The sequence below is a fragment of the Micromonospora sp. CCTCC AA 2012012 genome (genome assembly GCF_040499845.1).
Classification (GTDB): domain Bacteria; phylum Actinomycetota; class Actinomycetes; order Mycobacteriales; family Micromonosporaceae; genus Micromonospora; species Micromonospora mangrovi.
The window spans coordinates 1,730,049-1,755,871 of the sequence record NZ_CP159342.1; the positions used below are offsets into that span (position 1 = coordinate 1,730,049).

Consider the following 25,823-nt stretch of genomic DNA (forward strand, 5'->3'; position numbering starts at 1 on the left):
AGGTTGTCGTGCCCCGTCCGATCGAGGACTACGCGCTGATCGGGGACCTGCACACGGCCGCGCTGGTGGCCCGGGACGGTGCGATCGACTGGCTCTGCCTGCCGAGGTTCGACTCGCCGGCCTGCTTCGCGGCGCTGCTGGACGACGAGCGGGCCGGCCACTGGCGGATCGCCCCGGCCGGCGGCGGCGCGGCCACCCGTCGTCGCTACCGGGATGACACGCTCGTGCTGGAGACCGAGTGGGACACCCCGCAGGGGAGCGTCCGGGTGGTCGACTGCATGCCGCCCCGGGGCGAGGCCGCCGACGTCGTCCGCGTCGTGGAGGGGGTCTCCGGGCGGGTGCCGATGCGGATGGACCTGCGGCTGCGCTTCGACTACGGCCACATCGCGCCCTGGGTGCGGCACCACGGCCGGGACCTCGGCGCGGTCGCCGGGCCGGACGCGGTGTGGCTGCGGTCCGACGTGACGCTGCACGGCAGCGACGGCGCCACGGTCGCCGAGTTCGAGGTCTCCGCCGGGCAGCGGGTGCCGTTCGTGCTCACCTGGCAGCCCTCGCACCTGTCCCGCCCCACCCCGGTCGACGCCGACGCCGCGCTGGCCGGCACCGAACGGTACTGGCGGGACTGGATCGGCCGCTGCGCGTACGACGGGCGCTGGTCGGCGGCCGTCAGGCGGGCGCTGATCACCCTCAAGGCGCTCACCTACGCCCCGACCGGCGGCATCGTCGCCGCCGCCACCACCTCGCTGCCCGAACAGCTCGGCGGCCCGCGCAACTGGGACTACCGCTACTGCTGGCTGCGCGACGCCACCTTCACCCTCCAGGCGCTGCTCGGCACCGGCTACGTCGCCGAGGCGAAGGCGTGGCGCGAGTGGCTGCTGCGCGCCGTCGCCGGCGACCCCGCCGACCTCCAGATCATGTACGCCCTCGACGGCACCCGTCGGATCCCCGAGCAGACCCTCGACTGGCTCGGCGGCTACGCCGGTTCCCGCCCGGTCCGGATCGGCAACGCCGCCGCCGAACAGTTCCAGCTCGACGTCTGGGGCGAGGTGCTGGACGGGCTGCACCTCAGCCGGGAGGCCGGGATCGCCGCCACCGAGGCCGCCTGGGACGTGCAGCGGGCGCTGCTGGACTTCCTGGAGGGCAACTGGCGTCAGCCCGACAACGGCCTGTGGGAGGTGCGCGGCCCGCGCCGCCACTTCGTCCACTCCAAGGTGATGGCCTGGGCGGGTGTCGACCGGGCGGTCGCCGCCGTCGAGCAGCACGGCCTCGACGGGCCGGTCGACCGCTGGCGGGGCGTCCGGGACGCCATCCACGCCGAGGTCTGCGAGCGGGGCTTCGACCCGGCCCGCAACACGTTCACCCAGTTCTACGGCTCCGACGGCCTCGACGCCGCGCTGCTGCTGCTGCCCCGGGTGGGGTTCCTGCCGTGGCACGACCCGCGGGTCGTCGGCACCGTCGAGGCGGTGCGGCGCGAACTCTGCACCGACGGCTTCCTGCTGCGCTACCAGCCGCAGCACGACCGGAACGTCGACGGGCTGCCCGGCACCGAGGGCGCGTTCCTGGCGTGCACGTTCTGGCTGGTCGACGCGCTGCACAACATCGGCCGCACCGCCGAGGCGGAGGAGACCTTCACCCGGCTGCTCGCGCTGCGCAACGACGTCGGCCTGCTCAGCGAGGAGTACGACCCGGCCGCCGGGCGGCAGTTGGGCAACACCCCGCAGGCGTTCAGCCTGGTCGGCCTGGTCAACTCGGCCCGTCAGCTCGGCGGCGCCAGCACCCGTACCTCGGCGTCGCCGGCCGAGCAGCACACCGCCTCCTGACCGGCCCGGTCAGTTCCCGGTGGTCGGCGGTCGCCGGGTGAGTCCCTCGGCGATCCCCTCGATGGTCTGCGCGAGGTAGTCGAAGTCCGGCACGGCGACCCGTTCGGCCCGGTCGTGCAGGTTCTCCGCGGTGACCGTGTCGTCGATGCGGGCGACCTCGTGGTGTCCGTCGCGGTCCATGGTGCGCCTCCTCCGGTGACGGTGACCGGCGCCGACGCGCCGCCGGGCCGGTCAGTGCATGATGCCATCATTGCACTGTGCAAGGATTATGGCCAGGGTCACGACCACGACCGGGCGACGATTGCTCAGGCCTCCGGCTCCGGCTCGTCCGGCGTGGCGAAACCGAGCCACCACTCCTGCTCCGGCAGCTCCCCGGCGGCCGCCGCGAAGGCGGTCAGCGCCTCGGTGACCGCCGGCTGCCAGTACGTCGCGGTGGCCGCGACGATCGCCGACAGCTCCTCCCGCCGCCGCCGGATCACCTCCTGCACCAGGTCCCGACCGTCGGGCGTGAGCCGCAGCCGGACCACCCGGCGGTCGCTGGTCGAGCGGGAGCGGCGGACCAGGCCCTTGCGGATCAGACGGTCGCACATCCGGGTGCCGGTCGACGGGGCCACCCGCAGCTCGGCGGAGATGTCGACGGAACGCTGCGGACCCCGGGTCGCCAGCACGACCATCGCCCGGAACTGCGGCAGGGTGACCTCGGCGTCGAGGTCGGCCAGCGAGCGGGCCGCCAGGCCGACGAAGGCGCGGCTCGCCGCCATCAGCGCCTCGACGGCGGCGGTCTCCGAGCCCCGGGCGGGTGGTTGCATACCGCCATCATCGCAACCCGCCCGGGAATGGACGGCACCGGAACGGGTACGCGCGCCGCCGGGAGGCGGGCGCCTCCGGGAGCGGGGGGACAATGGGAAGCGCCGGCATCGTCGGCCTGGCCGTCGTGCTCGTGATCGTGCTGCTCGTGCTGGCGCTGAGCGTACGGCTGGTGCAGCAGTACCAGCGGGGCGTCGTGTTCCGCTTCGGCCGGGTCCTCGACCGCATCCGCCAGCCCGGGTTCCACCTGATCATCCCGGTGGCCGACCGGATGGTCCGGGTCAGCATGCAGACCACCGTGATCGGCGTGCCGGCGCAGGGCGTCATCACCCGGGACAACGTCACGCTGACCGTCGACGCGGTCGTCTACTACCGGGTGGTGGACCCGGTGAAGGCGCTGGTCAACGTGCGGGACTATCCGTCGGCGGTGCTCCAGGTCGCACAGACCGCCCTCCGGTCGGTGATCGGCAAGGCCGACCTCGACACGCTGCTGCGCGACCGCGACCGGATCAACGCCGAACTGAAGTCGGTCATCGACGCGCCCACCGAGAAGCCGTGGGGGCTGCTCATCGAACGCGTCGAGGTCAAGGACGTGGCGCTGCCCGAGGGAATGAAGCGCTCGATGTCCCGGCAGGCCGAGGCCGAACGGGAACGGCGCGCGCGGGTGATCGCCGCGGACGGTGAGTTCCAGGCGTCCCGCCGGCTGGCCGACGCGTCCCGGGCGATGGCGGACACGCCGGGGGCGTACCAGCTGCGGCTGCTGCAGACCGTGGTGGACGTCGCGGCGGAGAAGAACAGCACACTCGTCATGCCGTTCCCGGTCGAACTGCTGCGATTCTTCGACGAGGTGGCCCGTGGCTCACGGGAGCAGGCCCCCGGCGGGCAGCCGTCGGCGGCGACCGCCGGGCGGGGACCGCGCGAGCAGGCCACCCCGGTCGGGCCGGTGCTCGGCCCCGTCACCGAGAACGTCGCCGCCGCCGCTGCCGACGGTGACGGCCACCGCGGCCGACCCGGCACCTGACCCCTCAGGCGGGCACCGCCGGCTCCCGCTCGCCCGCCTGCTCCGGTACGACCACCGCCGCCGGCTTCGGCAGGGTGAACACGAACCGGGCCCCGCCCGAGTGGTCCTCGTCCAGCCGCAGCGTGCCGCCGTGGTACTCGACGATCTTCTTGCAGACCGCCAGGCCGATGCCGGTGCCGTCGTAGGTGCCGCGGGCGTGCAGGCGCTGGAAGATCAGGAAGATCTTCTCGGCGTACCGGGGGTCGATGCCGATGCCGTTGTCCGTCACGGCGAACGCCCACCCGGAGTCGTCCTGCGTCACCTCCACCCGGATCCGGGGCGCCCGGTCGGGGCTGCGGAACTTCACCGCGTTGCCGAGCAGGTTCTGCCAGAGCATCGTCAGCAGCGTCGGGTCGCCGTGCACCACCGGCAGCGGATCCGCGCTGATCTCGGCGCCGGCCTCCGCGATCGGCCCCGAGAGGTTCGACTCGGCCTGCGCGAAGACCTCCCCGAGGTCGACCTCCCGGTCGTCGCCGTAGACCCGCCCGATCCGGGAGAACGCCAGCAGGTCGTTGATCAGGGCCTGCATCCGGGTCGCGCCGTCCACCGCGTACGTGATGTACTGCCGGGCCCGCTCGTCGAGCTGGTCGCCGTAGCGGCGCTGGAGCATCTGGCAGAACGACGCCACCTTGCGCAGCGGCTCCTGGAGGTCGTGCGAGGCCACGTAGGCGAACTGCTCCAGGTCCTCGTTGGAGCGGCGCAGCTCGGCGGCCTGCTGCTCCAGCGCGTCCCGGTCCCGCCGGCTGGCCACCAACGCGTCGACCACCCGCTGCCGCATCGACTCCACGTCGGCGGTGAGCCGGGCGATGTCCGCCGGCCCCTCCGGGCGCAGCCGGTGGTCGAAGTCGCCGCCGGCCACCTGCCGCACCGACGCGCCGAGCCGGTCGAGCGGGCGCAGCACCGTGGTCCGCACCAGCACCGAGATGACGATGCTGCAGACCAGCAGCGTCACCAGGATCGCCAGGAGCAGCAGGTTCCGCACCGTCCGCGACCGGTCCAGGTCCGCCCGCCCGGCCGCCTGCACCCGGTCCAGGCGACCCTCCAGCGTGGTCATCGCCGCGCGGGCGGCGTCGAAGGTGAGCCGGCCGCGCTCCACCACCGGCGCCAGGTCCGTGGCGGTCGCCCCGGCCCGCCGGGCGGCGATCACCCGGTCCGCGACGTCGGTGCGCCACCGCTGCGCCAGGGCCAGCGCCGCGTCGAGGTCACGGCGCGAGTGCGGGTCGTCGGCGAGCAGGCCGCGCAGCCGGACCACCGTCGTGCGCTCGGTCGCCACCCCCTCGTCGTACGGGCCGAGCAGCTCCGGGTTGCCGGTGATGACGTACCCGCGCACGGCCGCGACCTGCTGCAACAGGTTGCTCTCCAGCCGGCCGACGGCGGTACGGGCCGGGGAGACCCGGTCCGCCAGCCGGTTCGCCGCCGCCGTCGTGCGGGACAGGGCCACCGCGCCGACCGCGCCACCGGTCAGCACCAGCACCGTCATCGTCAGCATCATGACACTGAGCCACCGGCTGGTGGTCATCCGCGCCGGCTGCCCGCCACCGGCGTCCCCACCCGTGGTGCTGGCCGCTCCGTTGCTGGTCACGGGCAAGCACATTAACGGAGATCGACGGTGCCGTCGCGTCCGAGGACCCGTTGCCGCCCTCTGCTACCTCTGTGAGGCGTGTCCGTAACTGACCACGCGTATTTGCGGCCCGCCACAGCGGGGCGGCGGCGCCGGCCGGGCACGTGCCCGGCGGACGTCCGGGCGCAGGAAGCACCCGTTGCGCCGATGGACGGCAGCCCCGGCGGGGCCAGAATGATCAGCGTGGTGGCGACGAGCAGCCGCCCCTGGAGCATCTCGGAGAACGTCGCATGAGCGGCTGGCAGTTGTCCGGCTACACGCCGGTCCGTCGGCTCGGCGCGGGCGCGTCGGGCAGCGTCCTGCTCGCCACCCACGACGACACCGGCACCCCGGTCGCCATCAAGTACCTGATCCGCAGCATCGGCGAGGACCCGTCGTTCCGGACCGCCTTCCGGGCCGAGGCCCGGCTGCTCGGGGAGATCGACGACCCGCACGTCTCCCGGCTCTACGAGTACGTCGAGTCGCCCGGCGGCGCGGCCATCGTGATGGAGCTGGTCAACGGCGTGTCGCTGCGGCAGATGCTGCGCGAGCACGGCCCCACCACCCCGGAGGCCGCGCTCTGCGTCCTCAAGGGGTCGCTGGCCGGGCTGGCCGCCGCGCACACCCACGGGGTGGTGCACCGCGACTACAAGCCGGAGAACGTCCTGGTCACCGGCGCCGGGCTGAGCAAGCTGGCCGACTTCGGCATCGCCATGCCGATCGGGGCCGGCTCCGACACCACCGTCTCCGGCACCCCCCGCTACATGGCGCCCGAACAGTGGACCGGCGCGCCGGCCAGCCCCGCCTGCGACATCTACGCCGCCACCGCCACCTTCTTCGAGTGCCTCACCGGCCACCCCCCGTACGACGGGCGGGACCTGCTCACCCTGCGCCGGCAGCACGCCACCGCGCCGATCCCCACCGAACCGGCACCCGTGCCGGTGCACGAGCTGCTGCGCCACGGCATGGCCAAGCAGCCCGCCGAACGGCCCCAGCCCGCCCAGGTCTTCATCGAGGTCCTGGAGCAGGTGGCCGCCGGGGCGTACGGCGAGGACTGGGAGGAGCGCGGGGTGCGCGAGCTGGCCCGCCGGGCCGCCCTGCTCGCCGCCCTGTTCCCCTTCCCGGACGGCACGGGCGGCGCCACCAGCCTCGCCAGCACCGTGCTCGGCGGGACGGGCCGGATGCGCCGGTCGGCGTTCCGGCAGGGCCGCCGCCGTACCGCCGTGCTGGCCGGTGGGGCGCTGGTCGCGGCGATGCTGGTCGGCGGCGCCGGCTACAGCTACGCCTCCCGCAGCGCGCCGGCCGCCGCCGACGGGCCGCTCGCCCCGGCCGCGACCGACCCGACCGGCACCGGTACGCCGACCGGCGTGCCCACGGTGAGCGACCCGCCCACCCCGGCGCCGAGCGCCGCGCCGTCCACGCCGTCCACGCCGTCCACGCCGTCCGCCCCGCCCGCCCCGCCCGCCCCGTCGGCCACCGTGGCCGCCCCGAGCGTGACTCCCGACCGGACCCGGACGGCCACCCCCTCCCGTCCGCCGGTACGCACCAGCGCACCCCCGCCGCCCAGCACCTCCCCGCCACCGCCGCCGGACGGCACCGCACCGACGGTCGGCGGGGTCAGCGCCAACCCGGGGGAGCTGGAGCCCAAGGGCTGCCCGTACGGCTACAAGTCCAGCACCGTCTCCGCCGTCGCCACCGACGACCGCACCGCCGCCTCCGGGCTGAGGGTCAGCTTCCGCTACACCGTGGAAGGGGTCACCGGCACGGTCGGGATGAGTTCCGTCGGCCGGAACGTCTTCTCGGGGACGCTCGGGCCGCTCTCCACGCCCAAGCAGAGCAGCCGCATCCCGATCTACGTCACCGCCGTCGACGCCGCCGGCAACTCGACCACCTCGGCGTCACCGGTGTACGTGACGCTCTACAACTACTGCACCCCCGGCTAGGAGCTCGCCGTGCCCTCGTTCGACAGGTCCACCACCCCTCGGGGACGGCTGCGGTGACCCGGCCGGAGGAACCCACCGAGGCGCTGCCCACCCGGGCCGTGCCGCTGCCGGCGACCCCCGTCGACCCGGACCGCACCCACCCGCTCGACGCCACCGACGCCACGGTGCACCTCGGCTCGCCGGACGCCACCGTCCACCTGGGCGCCACCGGGCAGCTGGCCCCGACCGACGTCACCGTGCATCTCGCGCCGCCGGTCGACAACACGGTGCACCTCGCGTCGCCGGACGACACGGTGCACCTCGCCGCCGCCGACGCGACCGCGTACCTCGGCTCGCCCGACGCGACAGTGCACCTGGGGTCGCCCGATTCGACGGTCCGCCTCGGGTCGCCCGACGCGACCGGGCACCCGGGGTCGCCCGACGCGACGGTGCACCTGGGCGGCGCGCCGACCGCCAGCGGCGGGACCGGGTCGACCATGCGCTTCGCCCCCGGCGGCACGACCGGCACCAGCGGACCAGCCGCGACCGGGCCCGTCACGTCGGCGTACCCGTGGACCGGGGCGACCTCCGCGTACCCCGGCGGGACGGCCGAGGCGCGGGCCGCGACCGGCCCCGCGCAGCCGGCACCCGGCGGCGAGGTGCGCTTCGGACCCGGCGTGCCGGCCACCCCGCCGGCCGCACCGCCCTGGCCCACGGCGGTCCGCCGCCGGCGCCCGCTGTGGCGCCGGCTCGTCTCGGTGCTCTCCACCCTGCTCACCGTCGTCCTGCTGGTCGCGGTCGGGTTCTATCTGTGGCAGCGGATCAGCCCGCTGGAGGTGGAGGGCGTCACGGTGGCCGTGCCGCAGCCGGCCGGTGAGCGGTGCGACGTCACGGTCGACGTGGTGGCGACCGTCCGCACCAACGGGCGGGGCGGAGTGCTGCGCTACCAGTGGTTCCGCTCCGACGCCGCGCCGGGCAGCCTGCTCAGTGAGCGGGTCGGCCGGGGCCAGCGGACCGTCCTGCTCACTCTCAAGTGGAGCTTCAGCGGCGTGGGCGCGACCCGGGAGACCGCGACGGTGAACATCATCGAGCCGTCCCCGGTGCAGGCCGGCACCCCGGTCGACTACCGCTGCCGGCGGGGCTGACCCGACCTGGTGTTTCTCCAGCCTGTGGTCCGGGTAGGTGGGGGTCGACCGACCTGAATACCTGTCCGTGGAGGTCCTCATATGAAAGACAGATTCGGCGACGCGGTGGGTGACGCGTTCCGCTCGGTGATGCTCTTCCTGCCCAAGGCCGTCGCCTTCATCGCGATCCTGGTGGTGGGCTGGCTGATCGCCAAGGCCGTCCTGAAGATCGTCGACAAGGTGCTGGAGCGGGTGCACTTCGACCGCGCGGTGGAGCGCGGCGGCATCAAGACCGCCCTCGCCCGGTCCAAGTACGACGCCAGCGACATCGTCGCCAAGCTGGCCTACTACGCGGTGCTGCTGGTGACCCTGCAGCTCGCCTTCGGCATCTGGGGCCCGAACCCGATCTCCGACCTGATCGCCGGTGTGGTCGCCTGGCTGCCGCGCGCCTTCGTGGCGATCGTCATCGTGGTGGTCGCCGCCGCGATCGCCAAGGCGGTCAAGGACATCATCTCCAGCGCCCTCGGTGGCCTGTCGTACGGCCGGGTGCTGGCGAACATCGCCTCGGTGTTCATCCTCGGCCTCGGCATCATCGCCGCGCTGAACCAGATCGGGGTGGCCACCGCGGTCACCACGCCGGTGCTGATCGCGGTGCTCGCCACGGTCGGCGGCATCCTCGTGGTCGGTGTCGGTGGCGGCCTGGTCCGCCCGATGCAGAGCCGCTGGGAGAACTGGCTGGCCCGCGCCGAGCAGGAGTCGCAGGCCATCGCCACCCACGCCCGCGCCTACCAGGCCGGCCGTCGGGACGTCGAGGCCCGGCTCAGCCCGCCGGTGAGCCCGTACGCGGAGGCCGAGCTGACCCAGCCGGTCGCCCGGGACACCGACTCCGACCGCACCCAGCCGGTCGCCCCGTACACCCCGGTCGACGCCGACAGCACGCAGCCGGCCATGCCGCGACAGACCGCCGCCGAGCAGGCGGTGGACAACGAGTCCACCATGGTCATCCCGCAGGCGGACGCGGAGCGGTTCCGCCGCTGACCGTCCGCACGCGCACCGGGGTGGGGCCCAGCACGGGTCCCACCCCGGCGCGCGTTCGCCGGACCGCATCCCGGGCCGGTCGGCGTTAGCATCGACGCATGACCTGGCGATGTTGATCCTGCCCTGAGAGCCGTTGCCGCGGGCCGCCGCGGACACCGCACCTCCGGTGTCCGCTCTGTCCCCGTGGGAAGGCCTCATGACCGTCACCTCCACGCCGCCGCCCGGCGTCCGCCACCTGGCCGTCACCCTGTACGGCTACGCGTTCCTCACCGACTTCGTCCTGCTCTACCCGTTCTACGTGCTGCTGTTCACCGACACCGGCCTGTCGGTCGGGCAGGTCTCCTCGCTCTTCGTGATCTGGTCGGTGACCGGCCTGGTCCTGGAGGTGCCCTCCGGGGCGTGGGCCGACGCGGTGTCCCGGCGGCTGCTGCTCGTGCTGGCGCCGCTGCTGCCCGCCACCGCCTTCTGCCTGTGGCTGCTCGCCCCCTCCTATCCGGTCTTCGCCGTCGGGTTCGTGCTCTGGGGCGCCGGTGGCGCGCTGCGCTCCGGGGCGCAGGAAGCGCTGGTCTTCACCGCCCTCGACCGGCTCGGCGCCACCGACCGGTACGCCCGCCTGACCGGCCGCGCCCGGACCGCGGCGGTGCTCGCGGCGGCGGCGTCCGGGGCGGTCGCCGGGCCGGTCTTCGCCGTCGGCGGCTACCCGGCCGTCGGTGCCGCGAGCGTCCTGACCTGCCTGCTCGCGGCGGCGGTCGCCGTCCGGTTCCCCGCTGACCGGCCGTCGGACGCGACCCCGGCCGCACCGACCGACGAGGACGACGAGCTGGGCTGGCTGGCCGGCCTGCGCGCCGGCCTCGCCGAGGCGCGGACCGACCGGGGCGTACGCGGGGCGCTGCTGCTCGTCCCGGCGGTGACCGCGATCCCGGGCGCGCTCGACGAGTACACCGCCCTGCTGGCCCGGGAGACCGGCGTGGGGGAGGCGACCGTTCCGCTGCTGCTCCTGCTGCTGTGGGCCGGGATGACCGTCGGCGGGCTGCTCGCCCCGGTGGGGGAGCGGCTCACCGACCGCGGGTACGCGGCGCTGCTGGGGTGCGCCGCGGCGGCCCTCGCGGCGGGCGCACTCGTCGGCCGTCCCGCCGGGTTCCTGCTCCTCGCCGTCGCCTTCGGCGCGTTCGAACTCGCCACCGTGCTCGCCGACGTCCGGTTGCAGGTCAGGATCACCGGCCCGAGCCGGGCGACGGTCACCTCGGCGGCCGGCATGCTCACCGACCTGACCGTCATCGGCGTCTACGGCGGTTACGGGCTGGTCGCCGGTACGGGCGGCAACGGGGTCGCCTTCGCGGTGGCCGCCTGCCCGTACCTGGCGGTGGCGGGCTGGCTGCTCACCTCCCGGGCCGGGCGGACCCGGCCGCGTCCGGGGGACAGATCGGCGGTAACCGGATGAGAAGTGCTCATTCTGGCTACGGTGGGGGTGGCGGCGGCCTCACGGGGAGGCCGAACGGCCCGGGCCTGCCCGCTGGCCGCCCCGCCGATCGCGGGAGGCGATGCCGGTGACCATGGAAGCGGAACGCACCCTGCGACAGGACGAACTCACCGACCTCGGGGAGGTCGCCGCCCAGCTCCGGGTGGACGCGATCCGGTGCAGCACCAGAGCCGGCTCCGGCCACCCGACCTCCAGCCTCTCCGCCGCCGACCTGCTCGCCGTGCTGATCTCCCGGCACCTGCGCTACAACTGGTCGGACCCGCGCGACCGCGCCAACGACCACCTGATCTTCTCCAAGGGGCACGCCTCCCCGCTGCTGTACGCCGTCTTCAAGGCCGTCGGCGCGATCAGCGACCAGGAGCTGGTCGACACCTACCGGCAGTACGGGTCGCGCCTGCAGGGGCACCCGACACCCGTGCTGCCCTGGGTCGACGTCGCCACCGGCTCGCTCGGTCAGGGGCTGCCCGTCGGGGTCGGCATCGCGCTCGCCGGCCGGTACCTCGACCGTCTGCCGTTCCACGTCTGGGCCCTCTGCGGCGACAGCGAGATGGCCGAGGGTTCCATCTGGGAGGCGCTGGACAAGGCCGGCCACTACGGCCTGCATAACCTCACCGCGATCGTCGACGTCAACCGGTTCGGGCAGCGCGGCCCGACCGAACTGGAGTGGGACCTGGACACCTACCGGCGCCGCGTCGAGGCGTTCGGCTGCCAGGCGCTCGTCGTCGACGGTCACGACCTGGCCGAGATCGACGAGGCGCTCGGCCGGGCCCGGCAGGCCACCGGGCCGACGGTGGTCCTCGCCCGGACCCTGAAGGGCAAGGGGGTGCCCGAGGTCGAGAACAAGCCGGGCTGGCACGGCAAGCCGTTGAAGCCGGAGCTGGCCGAGCGCGCCGTCGCCGACCTCGGCGGGGTGCGCCGGATCCGGGTCACCACACCACGACCCGAACCCGCCCCGCCCGCCGCCGCCCCCGAGAGCCGGCCACCCACCCTGCCCCGGTACGACAAGGGCGCGAAGGTGGCGACCCGCAACGCGTACGGTGACGCGCTGCGCGCGCTGGGCTCCCGGCCGGAGGTGGTCGCCCTGGACGGCGAGGTCAGCGACTCGACCCGCGCCGACCGGTTCGGCGAGGCGTACCCGGAGCGGTTCTTCGAGCTGTTCATCTCCGAGCAGCAGCTGGTCGCCGCCGCCGTCGGCCTCCAGGTGCGCGGCTACCGGCCCTTCGCGGCGACCTTCGCGGCGTTCCTGTCCCGGGCCTACGACTTCATCCGGATGGCCGCCATCTCCCGGGCCGACATCGCCCTGGCCGGCTCCCACGCCGGGGTGGAGGTCGGCGCGGACGGCCCCTCCCAGATGGGGCTGGAGGACCTCGCGGCGCTGCGCGCGGTGTCGGGCTCGACGGTGGTGTATCCCAGCGACGCCGTGTCGTGCGCCGCCCTCGTCGCGCAGCTCGTCGACCGCAGGGGCGTCACCTACCTGCGCACCACCCGGGGCGGCTATCCCGTCCTCTACGACAACGACGAGAGCTTCCCGATCGGCGGCAGCAAGGTCCTCCGGGAGGGTGACGACATCGCGCTGATCGGCGCCGGGGTGACGGTGCACAACTGCCTCGCCGCCGCCGACGAGCTGGCCCGCGAGGGCATCAACGCCCGTGTCGTCGACCTCTACTCGGTCAAGCCGGTGGACGCCGACGGGCTGCGCGACGCCGTCCGGGCCTGCGGCGGTCGGCTGCTGGTGGTCGAGGACCACTACCCGGAGGGCGGCCTCGGCTCGGCGGTCCTGGAGTCGCTGGCCGACCTCGCCGAGCCGGTGCGGGTGACGCACCTGGCGGTACGCGGCCTGCCCACCTCCGGCACGCCGACGCAGCTGATGGCGCAGGCGGGGATCGGGGTGGGTGACATCGTCTCGGCGGCCCGCGCGGCGGAGCCACCGCGACGCTGAGCGCCTAGTCGGGCAGGGCGTCCAGATAGACCCAGCGGCCGTCCTCCCGCACGAACCGGCTGTGCTCGTCCACCGTGCCCGGGCGGCCCGCCTCCCGGTAGTGGGCGCGGAACCGCACCGTACCGGCCGTGTCGAAGAGCCCACCCCGGTCGGTGTCGAGGATCTCCAGCCGGGTCCAGCGCTGGTCGGGCTCCAGCCGCAGCCGGGCCGGGCGGGTCGAGGAGTGCCAGCTGCGGCGCAGGTAGTCGGCGTCACCGACGGCGAAGGCGGTGAACCGGGAGCGCATCAGCGCCTCCGCCGTCGCCGCCGTCGACCCGCCGCCGTGCAGCAGGCCGCAGCAGTCGGCGTACGGCACTCCGGTGCCGCACGGGCAGGCCCCGGCCGGTCGTCGCGCCGCGTCCCGCGCGGCCCCACGCTTCGCCACGTCCGTCATCCTGCCGCAGCCGGCCCGCTCCGCTGCCGGCCGGGTCGACCCGAGGGGTACGTCAGCGCTACGCGGACCGGGGTGCTCAGCGGGCGGGTGTCCCCGCGAGGTCGGCCGCGTCGAGGTCCAGCGTCGCGAGCAGGCCCGAGTGCTGGCCGGCCTCGATCTCGTCGGGCAGCTCCCGCCGGATCCAGTCGGCGCGGGCGTCCTGGCCGCGCGCCCGCAGCGCGTCGACGATCCGGTTCCTGGCGATCTTCATGGGTTGCTCCCTGATGAGGTTCGTGCGAAAGGTCACCGGCCGCCGAACGGCGACGGGCGTGGGTGGGGAAGCCACGGTGGGCGTCGGGCGCGGACCGGCACGTGGCCAGGTCGGCCACGATGTCCGGCGGCCCGCTGGCAGCTCCGGCGGGCGCCGCTCGGCAGCCCGGTGCTCTGTTGCGGCGGCTGACCGACTCCGGTCGGTTCGAGGCGCAGCCGCAGGAAAGCGGGATCACCCCCACCCTACGGCCCCGCCCGCGTACCGGCCGAGCCGGGTCGTCCGGACCGCCTACCCGGTATCGGGAGCGTCAGACCTCCTCGTGGCGCTGCGCCGGCACCGCCTTCGGCTCGTCGGTCCTCGGCTCGTCCTTGAGGAACAGGTACCAGTACGAGGTGGCCACGAAGACCACCGCCCCGACGAGGTTGCCGAGGAACGCGAAGAGCCAGTTGTTCAGCACGTCGAGCCAGCCGATGCCCGGCACGCCGGCCCACATCGCGGCGGGCAGGAAGAACATGTTCGCCACCACGTGGTCGAAGCCCATCGCCACGAACGCCATGATCGGGAAGAAGATGCCGAGGATCTTGCCGGAGACGCTGTCGGCGGCCAGCGCCAGCCACACCCCGAGGCAGACCAGCCAGTTGCAGCCCACGCCGCGCAGGAAGATCTGCCAGTCGTTCTCGTGCAGCGCCTTGGCCTGGGCGATTGCGGCCAGCCGCTCGTACGCCATGCCCGCCGGCGCCCCGGCGTCGCTGCCGGTGTCGCCGATCACGCCGGTGGAGACGGCGAGGAAGAACGCGACGAAGAGCGCGCCGAGCAGGTTGCCGAAGAGGGTGAGGGTGAGGTTTCGCGCGACGTCGCCGACGGAGAGCCGCCCGTTCATGGCGCCGATCGGCACGAGCAGCATGTTGCCGGTGGCCAGGTGCGAGCCGGCGATGATCACCAGCACCAGGCCGAGGGTGAACGCCGCGCCGGTGAACAGGGTGGGCAGGGTGCCCCAGATCTGCGGCTTCAGCCCGGCGGAGACGACGATGGCGACCAGCCCGCCGAACGCGATGTACGCCCCGGCCAGGAAGGACCCGACGAGGGTCTTGTCCCAGCGCAGCTCGGCCTTCTTGACGCCGGTCGCCACGGCGGCGCGGGCGATCTCGGCGGGTTCCTTGGCGGCCATCGACCTCTCCTTCACGGGAACGGGTCGGTCGGCAGCTCGCTGACGGCGACCGCCCCGTGGCGCACCTGGTACCCCCGGCCGGTCGACCTCACGCCCACCTGGCCGGAACCGGTCAGCGCCGGCCCGGTCAGAGCCAGCCGGAACGGCGGAACAGCCGGTGCAGGGTCACCGCGGCCAGGGCCATCAGCAGCAGGGCTCCCGCATAGCCGTACCGCCAGCCCAGTTCGGGCATGTACGTGAAGTTCATCCCGTAGACGCCGGCCACGGCGGTCTGGGTGGCGGCGATCGCGGCCCACGCGGCGATCTTGCGCATGTCGTTGTTCTGGTCGACGGCGAGCTGCGCCAACCGGGACTGGAGGATCGAGTTGAGCAGTTCGTCGTACGAGGCGATCCGGTCGACCGCGCGGGTCAGCCGCCCCTCCACGTCGACGAACCAGCGGTGCAGCGCGGGCGGCACCAGGCCGGTGCGCTGCTCCAGGAGCGTGCGCAGCGGCGTCTGCAACGGCCACACGGCCCGTTTGAACTCCACCAGCTCCCGCTTGAGCTGATAGATGTGCTGGATGTCGGCGCTGCGGTCGCGGGCGAAGACCGTCTCCTCGACGCGTTCCAGGTCCTTCTCCAGGTGCCCGGCCACCTCGAGGTACAGCTCCACCATCCGGGCGCACACCGCGTACGCCACCGCCCACGGTCCCTCGGCCAGGATGCCGGGCCGGTTCTCGATCTCCTGCCGGACGGGGGTGAGTGCCCCGGACGCGCCGTGCCGGACGGTGACCACGAACCGGTCGCCGAGGAAGACCATCACGTCCCCGGTGTCGATCACCTCGGAGGTGTCGGTCAGCTCGGTGTGCTCGACGTAGCCGGCGGTGCGCAGCACCAGCAGCGTCACGTCGCCGTGCTGCTGCACGGTCGGGCGGTGGCCGTCGGCGAGGGCCTGCTCGACGCTCAACTCGTCCAGGCCGAAGACCCGGCCGACCGCCGCCATCGTCGCCGGGCCGGGATCGTGCAGCCCCAGCCAGACGAAGGACCGCCGCTGGCGGCGGCTGCTGGCGTACGCGTCGGCGTAGTGCGGCCGTCCCGGCTCCCGCCGGCCGTTGACATAGACCGCACAGTCCACCACGGCGTCCGGATTGGACCGTCGGCCGGCGCGCGGCGGCGCCTCGGCGCTCCGGCCGAGCAACCGTCCGAACAGGGCCGGGAGCCGCGGCGCCCACCGGGTCCGTACCGCCGACTGCACCATCGCGCACCTCCGCCCGCCGGAACCGACGGGGGTACGGTACGGCGCGCGGGCAAGTCCCGACGGACCCGCCCCGCTCAGCGCGCCGCGGTGGCGAAGACGACGATGTTGTCGGGGTAGTTGCCGGTCCGCGAGTCGAACCGGCCGCCGCAGGTGATCAGGCGCAGCCGGGCGTCGGTGCCGCCGCCGTACACCCGCTCGGTGGGGAAGCGGTCCTTCGGGTACGCGCCGACGCCGGTCACGGTGAACCCGGCGACCCGGCCGTCGGCCCGGGTGACCTGGATCGGGTCGCCCGGTCGGAGCCGGCCGAGGTCGAAGAAGACCGCCGGTCCGTCCTGGGTGTCCACGTGCCCGACCAGCACCGCGTTCCCGGCCTCGCCGGGCGTCGGGCCCCGCCGGTACCAGCCGGCCAGTTCCGGCCGGTCCAGGGGCGGCACCTCCAGCACGCCGTTACGGTCGGCGACCGGCACGATCTGGGCGCGTACCCCGATGGTGGGGATGGCCACCTGGACCGGCTCGGAGCGGGGGAGGACCGGGCCGGGGGAGCCGGACGGCTCGCCGGCCGGCGCGGCCGAGGCCCCGGGCTGCGGCGGCCGGGCGGCGGTGCTGCCCAGCCCGGCGGCGACCAGCCCGGTCCCGGCGGCGCCGCAGAGGGTGACCGCGGCGACCACCGCGGCGGTGCGGACCCGCGACGGCGGGCCCTCGGGGCGGTTGCGTGGGGTCAGCGTGCCACCTCCGTCCGACGTGGGCGGGGTGCCCGCACCGGCCGGGCCGGAACGGGCACCCCCGCGCAGGGCTGGTGGGTCGCCGCCTCAGGCGGTCGCGGTGCCCCGCCGCCTGCGGCGGACCAGCACGTACGTCCCCCCGGCGACGGCCGCGGCGGCGAGTGCGCCGCCCGCGACGAGCACGCCGGTGTCGCCGTCCCGGCCGCCGGCGCCGGCCTGGGCACCGCCGATGGGCGTGACGGTGAACTGCGCCGTACCGCCGTTGCTGCCGTCGCCGCAGGTGGTGGTGACCGTGTAGGTGCCGAGGGTGAAGCCGGCGGTGAAGAGTTCGGCGCTCAGGCCGCCGCCCGCCGCGGCGGTGGTGGAGCGGACGTTCTGGTCGCGGTCGGGTCCGGTGACGCGGAAGAGCGCGTCACCCGACTTGGGGTTGCACGTCGTGGTGGTCAGCACGACGGTGCCGCCGACCGGGGTGGTGGCTGGTGAGACGGTGGTGTCGGCGAACGCCGCGACCGGGAGCAGGAGTGTGCCGAGGCCCACGCCGACCGCCGCCGAGCCGAGAACTGTCTGTGCCTTCATGCGCGTCTTCCCTCACTTTTCGTCCGCTGACTGCGTGGGACGTCGTTCGGGTGGCCAACTCCGTGACTAGCACCGGTGTGGCCAACACTAGGAGGGTTGGACCGGTCATCCGGTGAAAATGAGAAATCTTCGTTGCCGTCACGTGTTCCCCTGCGCGCCGGGGAGCTGCGGAAATGCCCGGCCAAGGGACCCGTGACACCTTCGTGCCCGACTGCGGTTCCGCCCGCTCCCCAGGTCGACGTATCACTCGGGCCGTCGGGCCGTTCGAGGCCGGGAGGGAGCGACATCAACATCTCACGGAGCCACCAGGCAGCTAGCCTCCTAGGAAGCTGTAGAGGGAGTGGCCGGATCGGCCCACCGAGCGACGGAACCTGGCGACGGAGAGAAGGGAACGGGGATGATGTCGCGGTGCGATACGACGAACCTCTTGCCGTCGAGTTCGCCGCCGCGATCACCGGCGGCGACGTCGAGCGGCTGGCCACCCTGTTGCGTGGCCAGCCAGGGCTTGCCACCGAGCCGCTGACCGACTCCGACGGCGCCCGGCGGTCACCGCTGCACCTGGTGGCGGACTCGCCCGGGCACCGGCCACGAGCCGCCGAAACGGTCCGCGCCCTCGTGGCCGCAGGGGCGGACGTCGACGCTCCCGCCGTCGGCATGCCGCACACCGAACGGCCGCTGCACTGGGCCGCCAGTAACGACGACGTGACCCTTGTCGACGCGCTGCTCGACTCCGGAGCCGACATCGAGGCCCCCGGCTCGTCCATCGACGGTGGCCCGCCGCTGTCTAGCGCCGTCGGCTACGCGCAGTGGGGCGCGGCGCGTCGACTGGTCGACCGGGGCGCTCGGACACAGCTGTGGCACGCCGCCGCACTGGGCCTGCTCCCCGTCGTCGATCGTCTCGCCGTCGGGTCGACCGAGCTGGACGCTCCGCTGTGGAACGCCTGCCGGGCCGGTCAGCTCGATGCCGCGAAGCTGTTGGTCTCCCGCGGTGCCTCGCCGCGCTGGCCGGCGCCCTGGTCGGGGGAGACCGCCGTCGACGTGGCGCAGAGCAGCGGAAACGACGAACTGGTCAGCTGGTTGACGGCGCAGCCGAGGTGACGCCGGCGGTCACTCCCCGGTGCGGCCGTCGATCAACTCGCGGACCACGTCCAGGTGGCCGGCGTGCCGGGCGTACTCCTGCAGGACGTGGAAGAGGATCGCGGCCAGGGTCGGCCGGCTCGCCTCGTCGGTGAAGCGCCCGCCCAGCGCGGCGGGCGTGTCGAGCGGGGTGGACGCCACGATCTCCCTGGTCCGCGTGCCGCCCGCGCGCAGGGCGGTCACCAGGTCGGCCACCGTCTCGTCCGGACCGACGTGCCAGCGGCCGGCCACGTGGTCGCCCCACGGCTCCGGCACCTGCTCGGCGAGGAACCCCCACTCCAGCCAGCGCCGCTCCATGAAGGTCAGGTGCTTGACCAGCTCGACCGGCGTCCAGCCCGACGGCACCCGGATCGAGCGGGCCTCGGCGGCGGTCAGCCCGGCGAGCCGGTCGGCGACCGTCTCCCGGTAGAAGTCCAGATAGGTCAGGAAGAGGGCGGGCACGTCCGACGACGGGCCCGGTTCCGGGAAGACGACGGCCATGCCGGGCAGTATGCCGGACCCGGCCGACGGCGGCTCACCCCTGGACGGGCAGCACCTCGCCGCGGGCCGCGGACCGGTGCGCCAGCTCGATCAGCGCGACCGTGTCGACCGCGTCGCGCGGGTCGACCGGCATCGGCGTACCGTCCCGCAGGGCCGTCGCGACCTGCGCGTAGAAGTCCTGGTAGCGGCCGGTTTCGGTGGGCACCGGCCGCAGGTCGCCGTCGACGCCGAGCTGTCCGTACCGGTCGACGGGCACCTCGCCCCAGCCCGGGGTGTCGGGCCGGCCGCCGTCGCGCAGCGCCGCCTCCTGCCCGTCCAGCCCGTACGTGGTCCACCCGGCGCGGTCGCCGAGGATCCGCATCCGCGGCCCGAGCTGCGCCGCGACCGCGCTCATCCACAGGTGCGAGCGGACCCCGGAGTCGTGGTTCAGCGCCACGAAGGCGTCGTCGTCGACCTCCGCGCCGGGTCGTCGCCGGTCGACCTCGGCGTAGACGGTGCGGACCGGTCCGAACAGCTGCACCGCCTGGTCGACGAGGTGGGCGCCGAGGTCGTAGAGCGCGCCACCGGCCTCGTCGGCGGTGCCGCTCTCCCGCCAGCCCGGCTTGATCGCCGGCCGCCACCGTTCGAACCGGGACTCGAAGCGCAGCACGCGGCCCAGCTCGCCGGCCTCGATCAGGCGTCGGGCGGTCAGGAAGTCGCCGTCCCAACGGCGGTTCTGGAACACGGTGAGCGGCACGCCGAGCCGGTCGGCCTCGGCGACGAGGGCGCGGCCCTCGGCGGCGGTGACGGCGAGCGGCTTGTCGACCACCACCGGCAGGCCGGCCGCGAGGGCGGCCCGGGCCAGCGGAACGTGGTGCCGGTTCGGGGTGGCCACCACCACCAGGTCGAGGGTGTCCGCCGTCCGCCAGAGCTGGTCGGCGTCGTCGACGAGACGGGCGTCGGGGTGGTCGCGCCGGGCCTGCTCCCGCCGCTGCGGGTCGGCCGTGACGACGGCGTCGAGCCGCAGCCCGGGCGTCGCGGCGATCAGCGGGGCGTGGAAGACCCGCCCGGCCAGCCCGTACCCCAGCAGGCCGACCCGTAGTGCCTCCTGCGCCATGCCGTCCCCCTGATCAGTTTCGGTGCCGGGGTCGAATCTACGCCCGGGTCGGGGCGGCGGTCCGTGGCGGCCGGTGGTGTGACAGCGTGACCGGGGTGAACGCATCCCCGGTCGACGTCGACCTCGCGCTGGTGGGCGGCGGCGGCGCCGCGTCCCTGGTCCTGGCCGCGCTGGACCGGCACGGTCCGCCGGGCCTGCGGATCGCCGTGATCGACCCGGTCCACAAGCGCGGCCAGGACCGCACCTGGGCGTTCTGGGGGACGCCCGGCACCGACCTCGACCCGATGCTCAGCGCGAGCTGGTCGCAGGTCGAGGTGGTCACGCCGGCCGGGCGCCGCGTCCTGGCGCTCGACCCCCTGCGGTACGCCATGCTCCGCTCCGCCCCGGTCTACGACCGGGCTGCCGAGGCGGAGGAGCGGCTCGGCGCGGTCCGGTTCGGCGCGGCGGCCGGCGCCCTCGACGACGACGGGGAGCGGGTGCTGGTCCGGGACGTCGACGGCGCGGCGCTGGTGCGGGCGGGTTGGGTGCTGGACTCCCGTCCCCGCGCACCCCGGCGGCCGGGGCGGACGAGCTGGTTGCAGCACTTCCGTGGCTGGTGGGTGGAGACGGACGGGCCGACGTTCGACCCGGGCCGGGCGGTGCTGATGGACTTCCGCACCCCGCAGCCGGCCCGGGGTGTCTCGTTCGGCTACGTGCTCCCGGTCAGCGACCGGTACGCGCTGGTCGAGTACACCGAGTTCTCCCCGGCCCTGCTCACCGACGAGGCGTACGACACGGCGCTGCGCGGTTACGTGGACCTGCTCGGTCTGGACCGGGCGGCGCTGCGGGTGCGGGAGGTGGAGAACGGGGTGATCCCGATGACCGACGGCCCGTTCGTCGCGCGCCCGTCGCCCCGGGTGGTACGCCTCGGCACCGCCGGTGGCGCCACCCGCCCGTCGACCGGGTTCACCTTCTCCGCCATGCACCGGCAGGCCGAGCAGGTCGCCCGGGCGCTCGCCGCGGGTCGGCCGCCGCTGCCACGGCCGGCGTATCCGGGGCGGCACCGGTGGATGGACGCGGTGGCGCTGCGCGCCCTGGACCGGGGTCGGGTCGGTGGGGTGGAGTTCTTCGCGCGGCTCTTCGACCGCAACCCGGCCGAGCGGGTGCTGCGGTTCCTGGACGGCGCCACCACCGTCGCGGAGGACCTGGCGGTGATGCGGTCCAGCCCGCTGCTGCCGATGACCGGCGCGGTGGTCGGCGACGCGGTGGGCCGGCTGGGGGGTCGACTCCGTCGCGATCGGGCCCCCGCCCCCGTGTCGGGGGCCGGATCGCGGCGGCCGTGAGCCGTCAGGCCGGCCGGTAGGTCGCCACCAGCACCCCGGTGGTGCTGACGACGCTGTCGACCAGGCGCAGCGGCGCCGGGCTGTCGCCGTCGGGGAAGAGCCGCCGGCCGCCGCCGAGCACCAGCGGGTGGATCAGCAGCACGTACTCGTCGATCAGCCCCTGTCGACCCAGTGTCCGGACCAGTTCGCCGCTGCCGAGCACGGCGATGTCGCCGCCCGGCCGGGCCTTGAGTTCCTTGACGGCGGTGACGACGTCGCCGGTGAGCAGGTGGGAGTTCGCCCAGGGCAGCGGTGCGGTGAGGGTGGCGGAGGCGACGTACTTGGGCAGCGCGTCGAGCACCGGGGTGAACGGGTTGTCCCGCTGCTGCGGCCAGTAGCCGGCGAAGTCGGCGTAGGTGCGGCGGCCCAGCAGCAGGGCCTCGGTGGCGGCCATCCCCTCGCCCATCTTCCGGCCGATCACCGGGTCGGTGTAGGGCACCGCCCACCCGCCGGCGGTGAACCCGTCCCGGGTGTCCTCGTCGGGCCGTCCGGGTGCCTGCAGCACGCCGTCCAGGCTGACGTTCTCGGTGACCACGATCCTGCGCATGTCGCTCCTCGGCGGGTCGCGGCCGGCCCGTTGCCGGCCGTCCACCCTCCACACGAACGGCGGGCCGCGGAATCGACAGGTGGTCAGCGGTTCCGTTCGCGGGCGACCGTGTCGCGGACCAGGACGCGCAGCTGTTCCATCGGGTCGCCGTCGCCCGCGCCGAGCCGGTTGCGCACCGCCGCGACGGTCAACCCCAGTTCCGGGTACGCGAAGGCCAGGCTGCCGCCGCTGCCCGCCGTCCCGAACGACCCATCGGCGTCGACGGCGTAGCCGAGCCCGAAGGTGGTCTCCTGCCCGAAGACCCATTCGGTGCCGCGCACCGCGACGGCCGACACCTCGCGCAGCCGGTCGGGGGAGACGAGCCGGACGCCGTCCACCGGTCCGAGCAGCGCCGCGTACATCCGGGCCACCGCGCGGGCGCTCATCGTGCCGACGGCGGGCACGTCGGCGCGGAGCACGTCGGGGCGGCTGCCGATCGTCGCGTCCGGCCGGACACCCGGGGGTGCGACCGCGTCGAAGTTCGGCAGGTTGGCCCCGGCCCAGTCCATCAGTGCGGCGAGCCCGGCGTCGGTCAGGCGGGCCAGCCGGGGCAGTTCCGCCTCGGGCACGCCGAGGAACAGCTCGCCGGTGACGCCCAGCGGCCCGGCCACCTCCTGCGCCAGCACCTGCGAGACCCGCCGCCCGGTGACCCGCCGGACCACCTCGCCGACCAGCCAGCCGAACGTCCACGCGTGGTACGCCACCTGTCGGCCGGGCGCCCAGCGCGGCACGCTGTCGGCGATCAGCGCGCACATCCGGTCCCAGTCGGTGAAGTCCTCGGGGGTGGTGTCGGCGGGGAGCGCCGGCACCCCGGCGGTGTGGGTGAGCGCGTGCCGCAGGGTGATGTCGCCCTTGCCGTGCCGGCCGAACTCCGGCCACACGTCGGCGATCCGCAGGTCGTAGTCGAGCTGTCCGCGCTCGGCCAGCACGTGCACCACGGTCGCGGTGAGGCCCTTGCCGGTGGAGACGGCGTGCACCGGGGTGTCGGCGGTCATCGGGCGGCCGGAGTCGGCGTCGGCCAGCCCGGCCTGCTCCTCCACGATCGGCGTGCCGTCGAGGCAGGCGGCCACCTGGACGCCGGTCTCCCGACCGGAGGAGACCAGGTCGTCGATGGTCGCGCGTACCTGCGTCCGCAGGGCGTTCCAGCGTTCGTCCACGGGGTGTCACCCTGCCAGAGGGGCGGGTGCCGGTCGCCCGGTTTTCAGTCGGCCAGGAGGCGGGCCCGCAGCGCGGCGATCAGGTCATCGTTGACGCCGAGCTGGTCGCGGGCGTAGCCGCGGACCGAGCCGTGCGCGGCGGTGAGGTCGGTGAGGACGTGTCGGATGATCTCGGCGGGGGCGCGGCCGTACCCGGGCCAGCGCAGGGTGCGCCCGGGGTGGGCGGCGTGCCAGTCGGCAATGAGCCGTTCGGTGGCCAACTCGGTCAGCGCGAAGTCCGCGGCGATCTGGTCGTCGGAGACGCCGAGCAGGGCCAGCACGAGAGCGGCGAGCAGGCCGGTGCGGTCTTTGCCGGAGGCACAGTGGAACACCAGCGGATGGTCGCCGTCGGCGATCACCGTGAGGGCCTGCCGCAATTCCGCGACCCCGTCGGTGGCGACCTCGGCGTACCGGTCAGCCAGGTGGCGCCAGGGGTCCACGTCGGGGTCGATCTCCGCCTGATCGTAGCCGCGGTGCTCGATGCTGAGGTTGTGCCAGGTGAGTCCGGGGTCCTCGGGGGCCCGGCCACGGGCGGCGATCTCCGACGGGTAGCGCAGGTCGATGACGGTGCGGACGCCGAGCGCCCGGAAGCGGGTCAGGTCGTCGCCGGCCAGCTTGCCGAGCGAGTCCGACCGGTAGAGCCGGCCCCAGCGCAGGGTCCGGCCGTCGTCGGTGCGGTAGCCGCCGAGGTCGCGGAAGTTGTGCAGCCGCTGGAAGGGCACGTGCCGGATCATGGCCGCACCCTAGCCGTCGGGCGTGGGTCGGGTGGTCCCGTGCGGGGTCGTACCCGGTAGGTTTCCGGCATGGTGGAGGCGGCGGCCGGCAGGGTCGTGGAGATCTGGACCGACGGGGCGTGCAGCGGCAATCCCGGCCCGGGCGGCTGGGGGGTGCTGCTGCGGTGGGGCGACCGGGAGCGGGAGTTGTGCGGTGGGGAGGCCACGCCGACCACCAACAACCGGATGGAGCTGACGGCCGCGATCCAGGCCCTGGAGAGCCTGACCCGGCCGGTCACCGTGCGGCTGCACACCGACAGCACGTACGTGCGCAACGGCATCACCGGTTGGCTCGCCTCGTGGAAGCGCAACGGCTGGTTGACCGCCGCGAAGCAGCCGGTGAAGAACGCGGACCTGTGGCAGCGGCTGGAGGCGGCCTGTGCCCGGCACGACGTGACCTGGCTCTGGGTGAAGGGGCACAACGGCCATCCGGAGAACGAGCGGGCGGACGCCCTGGCCAACCGGGGCATGACCGAGGCGCGGGCGGGCGCCGGGGTGACCGCCGGCCGGTGAGGGCGGGTTGTGTCGATCCGGGTCGATGGGTAACGTAGCGGATCGACGCCGTTACGGACAGTTTCCCCTCGGAGGTGTCCCGCGTGATCCCTGCCGCCCTGACCGACCTGCCGCTCTGGCCGCCGACCAACCTCGGCCGGGATCCGCTCGTCCCGCTCGACCCGGGGGAGCGGGACCGCTTCGACGCGCCGGTGACGAAGGTCCGCCTCCCCACCGACGCGACCGCCTGGCTGGTGACGCGGCACGCCGACGTGCGTCAACTGCTGCGGCACCCCGGCTTCAGCGCCGACCTGTCCCGGCCGGGGTTCCCGCTGCTGCGGGCGTTGCCGCCGGGGGCGCTGAGCGACCGGCGGGGCGGGTTCATCCGGATGGACGGGATGGAGCACTCCCGGCTGCGCCGGATGCTCACCGCCGAGTTCATGCTCAAGAGCATCCGGCGGATCGAGCCGCTGATCCGGCAGACCGTCGACCGCACCCTGGACGACCTGCGCGACGCTGGCCCACCGGCCGACCTGGTGGCCACCTTCGCCCTGCCGCTGCCGTCGATGGTGATCTGCCACCTGCTCGGCGTCCCGTACGCCGACCACGACTTCTTCCAGCTGCGCAGTCGTACCCTGCTCGACCGGGACGCCGCGCCGGAGCTGGTCCGGGAGCACGTCGCGCAGCTGCGGGACTATCTGCACCGGTTGGTCGAGGCGAAGTGCGCCGCCGGTGACCGGGCCGACGACCTGCTCAGCCGGCTGGCCCGCGACCGGGTCGACACCGGCGAGCTGGCGGTCGACGAGCTGGTCGGGATGGCGATGCTGCTGCTCATCGCCGGCCACGAGACCACCGCCAACATGATCGGTCTGAGCACCCTGCTGCTGCTGCGCGACGTGCCCGGCCGCTACGCCGCCCTGCGCGACGACCCCGACCAGGCCGACACGCTGGTCGAGGAGCTGCTGCGCTATCTGAGCATCGTGCGGACCGGCCTGCCGAGGCTGGCGCTGGAGGACGTCGAGATCGGCGGGCAGCTGATCCGGGCGGGGGAGGGCGCCATCGCCGTGCTCTCCACCGCCAACCGGGACCCGGTGGTCTTCGACGGCCCGGACGAGTTCGACCCCTACCGCCAGGCGCACCAGCACGTCGCGTTCGGTTTCGGGGTGCACCAGTGCATCGGCCAGCCGCTGGCCCGGGCCGAGCTGCGGATCGCCCTGGTCGAGCTGGCCCGGCGCTTCCCCGACCTGCGGCTCGCCGCCCCCACCGGGCAGCTGCCCACCCGGGACAACTCGATCGTCTTCGGCCTCGACGCGCTGCCGGTGACCTGGTGACCGGGCGGGTCCGCGTCGACCGGGACCGCTGCTGCGGCGCCGGCAACTGCGTGCTGACCGCGCCGGAGGTCTTCGACCAGGGCGACGACGGTCTGGTGCTGCTGCGCTTCACCGCGCCACCGCCGCAGACCCTGGAGGGCGTACGCCGGGCGGCGGATCTCTGCCCGGCCGGCGCCATCACCGTCGACTGACCCC

Annotated in this window: 25 protein-coding genes and 1 pseudogene; 12 read left to right on the top strand and 14 right to left on the bottom strand. The window is 74.4% G+C overall.

Annotation, left to right across the window (positions count from 1 at the left end; all coding sequences use genetic code 11):
* Positions 1-8 precede the first annotated feature (8 nt).
* Positions 9-1,820 carry a glycoside hydrolase family 15 protein gene (locus tag ABUL08_RS07820; RefSeq protein ID WP_350935948.1) on the top strand — a complete coding sequence of 604 codons (1,812 nt, stop codon included), beginning with the start codon at positions 9-11 and terminating at the stop codon, positions 1,818-1,820.
* Between the two features lie 9 nt (positions 1,821-1,829).
* On the opposite strand, the gene ABUL08_RS07825 is transcribed toward ABUL08_RS07820, so the two are convergent.
* Positions 1,830-2,000 carry a hypothetical protein gene (locus tag ABUL08_RS07825; protein ID WP_350935951.1) on the bottom strand — a complete coding sequence of 57 codons (171 nt, stop codon included), beginning with the start codon at positions 1,998-2,000 and terminating at the stop codon, positions 1,830-1,832.
* A 125-nt stretch (positions 2,001-2,125) separates the two neighbouring features.
* Entirely contained in the window at positions 2,126-2,629 is a 504-nt protein-coding gene (locus ABUL08_RS07830) for a MarR family winged helix-turn-helix transcriptional regulator (protein ID WP_350935953.1), read from the bottom strand.
* A 92-nt stretch (positions 2,630-2,721) separates the two neighbouring features.
* Between ABUL08_RS07830 and ABUL08_RS07835 the strand changes: the two are divergent.
* Positions 2,722-3,561: pseudogene (locus tag ABUL08_RS07835) on the top strand (SPFH domain-containing protein); the annotation flags it as partial.
* A gap of 91 nt (positions 3,562-3,652) precedes the next feature.
* On the opposite strand, the gene ABUL08_RS07840 reads toward ABUL08_RS07835, so the two are convergent.
* A complete protein-coding gene (locus ABUL08_RS07840) occupies positions 3,653-5,269 on the bottom strand; it encodes a sensor histidine kinase (protein ID WP_350935956.1) in 1,617 nt (538 codons plus the stop codon).
* 269 nt (positions 5,270-5,538) lie between these two features.
* Here ABUL08_RS07840 and ABUL08_RS07845 point away from each other — a divergent pair, with 269 nt between their 5' ends.
* From ABUL08_RS07845 to ABUL08_RS07865, 5 genes are all read left to right on the top strand, one after another.
* Positions 5,539-7,230, top strand: coding sequence for a serine/threonine-protein kinase (locus tag ABUL08_RS07845; RefSeq protein WP_350935957.1), 1,692 nt, complete (start codon positions 5,539-5,541; stop codon positions 7,228-7,230).
* Positions 7,231-7,283: 53 nt separating this feature from the next.
* Entirely contained in the window at positions 7,284-8,354 is a 1,071-nt protein-coding gene (locus ABUL08_RS07850; protein ID WP_350935959.1) for a hypothetical protein, read from the top strand.
* A gap of 81 nt (positions 8,355-8,435) precedes the next feature.
* The gene (locus ABUL08_RS07855; protein ID WP_350935961.1) at positions 8,436-9,371 is read left to right on the top strand and encodes a mechanosensitive ion channel family protein; all 936 of its coding nucleotides are present in this window, start codon (positions 8,436-8,438) and stop codon (positions 9,369-9,371) included.
* 196 nt (positions 9,372-9,567) lie between these two features.
* Positions 9,568-10,812 carry an MFS transporter gene (locus ABUL08_RS07860; RefSeq protein WP_350935962.1) on the top strand — a complete coding sequence of 415 codons (1,245 nt, stop codon included), beginning with the start codon at positions 9,568-9,570 and terminating at the stop codon, positions 10,810-10,812.
* 112 nt (positions 10,813-10,924) lie between these two features.
* Positions 10,925-12,790, top strand: a complete 1,866-nt coding sequence (locus ABUL08_RS07865) for a transketolase (protein ID WP_350938547.1) — start codon at positions 10,925-10,927, stop codon at positions 12,788-12,790.
* A gap of 4 nt (positions 12,791-12,794) precedes the next feature.
* On the opposite strand, the gene ABUL08_RS07870 is transcribed toward ABUL08_RS07865, so the two are convergent.
* The 6 genes from ABUL08_RS07870 to ABUL08_RS07895 form a co-directional block, all read right to left on the bottom strand.
* On the bottom strand, positions 12,795-13,214 hold the full coding sequence (locus ABUL08_RS07870; protein WP_350935964.1) for a YchJ family protein: 420 nt from the start codon (positions 13,212-13,214) through the stop codon (positions 12,795-12,797).
* A gap of 85 nt (positions 13,215-13,299) precedes the next feature.
* Positions 13,300-13,473, bottom strand: coding sequence for a hypothetical protein (locus ABUL08_RS07875; RefSeq protein WP_350935966.1), 174 nt, complete (start codon positions 13,471-13,473; stop codon positions 13,300-13,302).
* 307 nt (positions 13,474-13,780) lie between these two features.
* A complete protein-coding gene (locus ABUL08_RS07880; protein ID WP_350935968.1) occupies positions 13,781-14,641 on the bottom strand; it encodes a formate/nitrite transporter family protein in 861 nt (286 codons plus the stop codon).
* Between the two features lie 127 nt (positions 14,642-14,768).
* Positions 14,769-15,878 (bottom strand): magnesium and cobalt transport protein CorA, encoded by a 1,110-nt coding sequence (locus tag ABUL08_RS07885; RefSeq protein ID WP_350935970.1) that lies wholly within the window; start codon positions 15,876-15,878, stop codon positions 14,769-14,771.
* A 74-nt stretch (positions 15,879-15,952) separates the two neighbouring features.
* A complete protein-coding gene (locus ABUL08_RS07890) occupies positions 15,953-16,546 on the bottom strand; it encodes a class F sortase (RefSeq protein ID WP_350935972.1) in 594 nt (197 codons plus the stop codon).
* Positions 16,547-16,687: 141 nt separating this feature from the next.
* Positions 16,688-17,176 (bottom strand): hypothetical protein, encoded by a 489-nt coding sequence (locus tag ABUL08_RS07895; protein ID WP_350935974.1) that lies wholly within the window; start codon positions 17,174-17,176, stop codon positions 16,688-16,690.
* 408 nt (positions 17,177-17,584) lie between these two features.
* Here ABUL08_RS07895 and ABUL08_RS07900 point away from each other — a divergent pair, with 408 nt between their 5' ends.
* On the top strand, positions 17,585-18,274 hold the full coding sequence (locus tag ABUL08_RS07900; protein ID WP_350935976.1) for an ankyrin repeat domain-containing protein: 690 nt from the start codon (positions 17,585-17,587) through the stop codon (positions 18,272-18,274).
* Between the two features lie 9 nt (positions 18,275-18,283).
* On the opposite strand, the gene ABUL08_RS07905 is transcribed toward ABUL08_RS07900, so the two are convergent.
* Together ABUL08_RS07905 and ABUL08_RS07910 are read right to left on the bottom strand one after the other, a co-directional pair.
* Positions 18,284-18,793 (bottom strand): DinB family protein, encoded by a 510-nt coding sequence (locus tag ABUL08_RS07905; RefSeq protein ID WP_350935978.1) that lies wholly within the window; start codon positions 18,791-18,793, stop codon positions 18,284-18,286.
* 34 nt (positions 18,794-18,827) lie between these two features.
* Complete coding sequence (locus ABUL08_RS07910) at positions 18,828-19,889, bottom strand: Gfo/Idh/MocA family protein (RefSeq protein ID WP_350935980.1); 1,062 nt, start codon at positions 19,887-19,889, stop codon at positions 18,828-18,830.
* Positions 19,890-19,984: 95 nt separating this feature from the next.
* On the opposite strand from ABUL08_RS07910, the gene ABUL08_RS07915 reads away from it, so the two are divergent.
* Positions 19,985-21,211, top strand: coding sequence for a lycopene cyclase family protein (locus tag ABUL08_RS07915; RefSeq protein ID WP_350935981.1), 1,227 nt, complete (start codon positions 19,985-19,987; stop codon positions 21,209-21,211).
* 4 nt (positions 21,212-21,215) lie between these two features.
* On the opposite strand, the gene ABUL08_RS07920 is transcribed toward ABUL08_RS07915, so the two are convergent.
* From ABUL08_RS07920 to ABUL08_RS07930, 3 genes are all read right to left on the bottom strand, one after another.
* Entirely contained in the window at positions 21,216-21,797 is a 582-nt protein-coding gene (locus ABUL08_RS07920; RefSeq protein WP_350935983.1) for a dihydrofolate reductase family protein, read from the bottom strand.
* Between the two features lie 83 nt (positions 21,798-21,880).
* Positions 21,881-22,993, bottom strand: a complete 1,113-nt coding sequence (locus ABUL08_RS07925) for a serine hydrolase domain-containing protein (RefSeq protein ID WP_350935985.1) — start codon at positions 22,991-22,993, stop codon at positions 21,881-21,883.
* 44 nt (positions 22,994-23,037) lie between these two features.
* Positions 23,038-23,766: a tyrosine-protein phosphatase gene (locus ABUL08_RS07930; RefSeq protein ID WP_350935987.1), complete on the bottom strand. Its 729-nt coding sequence runs from the start codon at positions 23,764-23,766 to the stop codon at positions 23,038-23,040.
* 69 nt (positions 23,767-23,835) lie between these two features.
* Here ABUL08_RS07930 and rnhA point away from each other — a divergent pair, with 69 nt between their 5' ends.
* The 3 genes from rnhA (at position 23,836) to ABUL08_RS07945 (ending at position 25,819) form a co-directional block, all read left to right on the top strand.
* The gene (gene rnhA / locus ABUL08_RS07935) at positions 23,836-24,318 is read left to right on the top strand and encodes a ribonuclease HI (RefSeq protein WP_350935989.1); all 483 of its coding nucleotides are present in this window, start codon (positions 23,836-23,838) and stop codon (positions 24,316-24,318) included.
* 83 nt (positions 24,319-24,401) lie between these two features.
* Complete coding sequence (locus ABUL08_RS07940; protein WP_350935991.1) at positions 24,402-25,628, top strand: cytochrome P450; 1,227 nt, start codon at positions 24,402-24,404, stop codon at positions 25,626-25,628.
* Complete coding sequence (locus ABUL08_RS07945; RefSeq protein ID WP_350935993.1) at positions 25,625-25,819, top strand: ferredoxin; 195 nt, start codon at positions 25,625-25,627, stop codon at positions 25,817-25,819. The genes ABUL08_RS07940 and ABUL08_RS07945 overlap by 4 nt, the downstream gene beginning before the upstream one ends.
* Positions 25,820-25,823 lie beyond the last annotated feature (4 nt).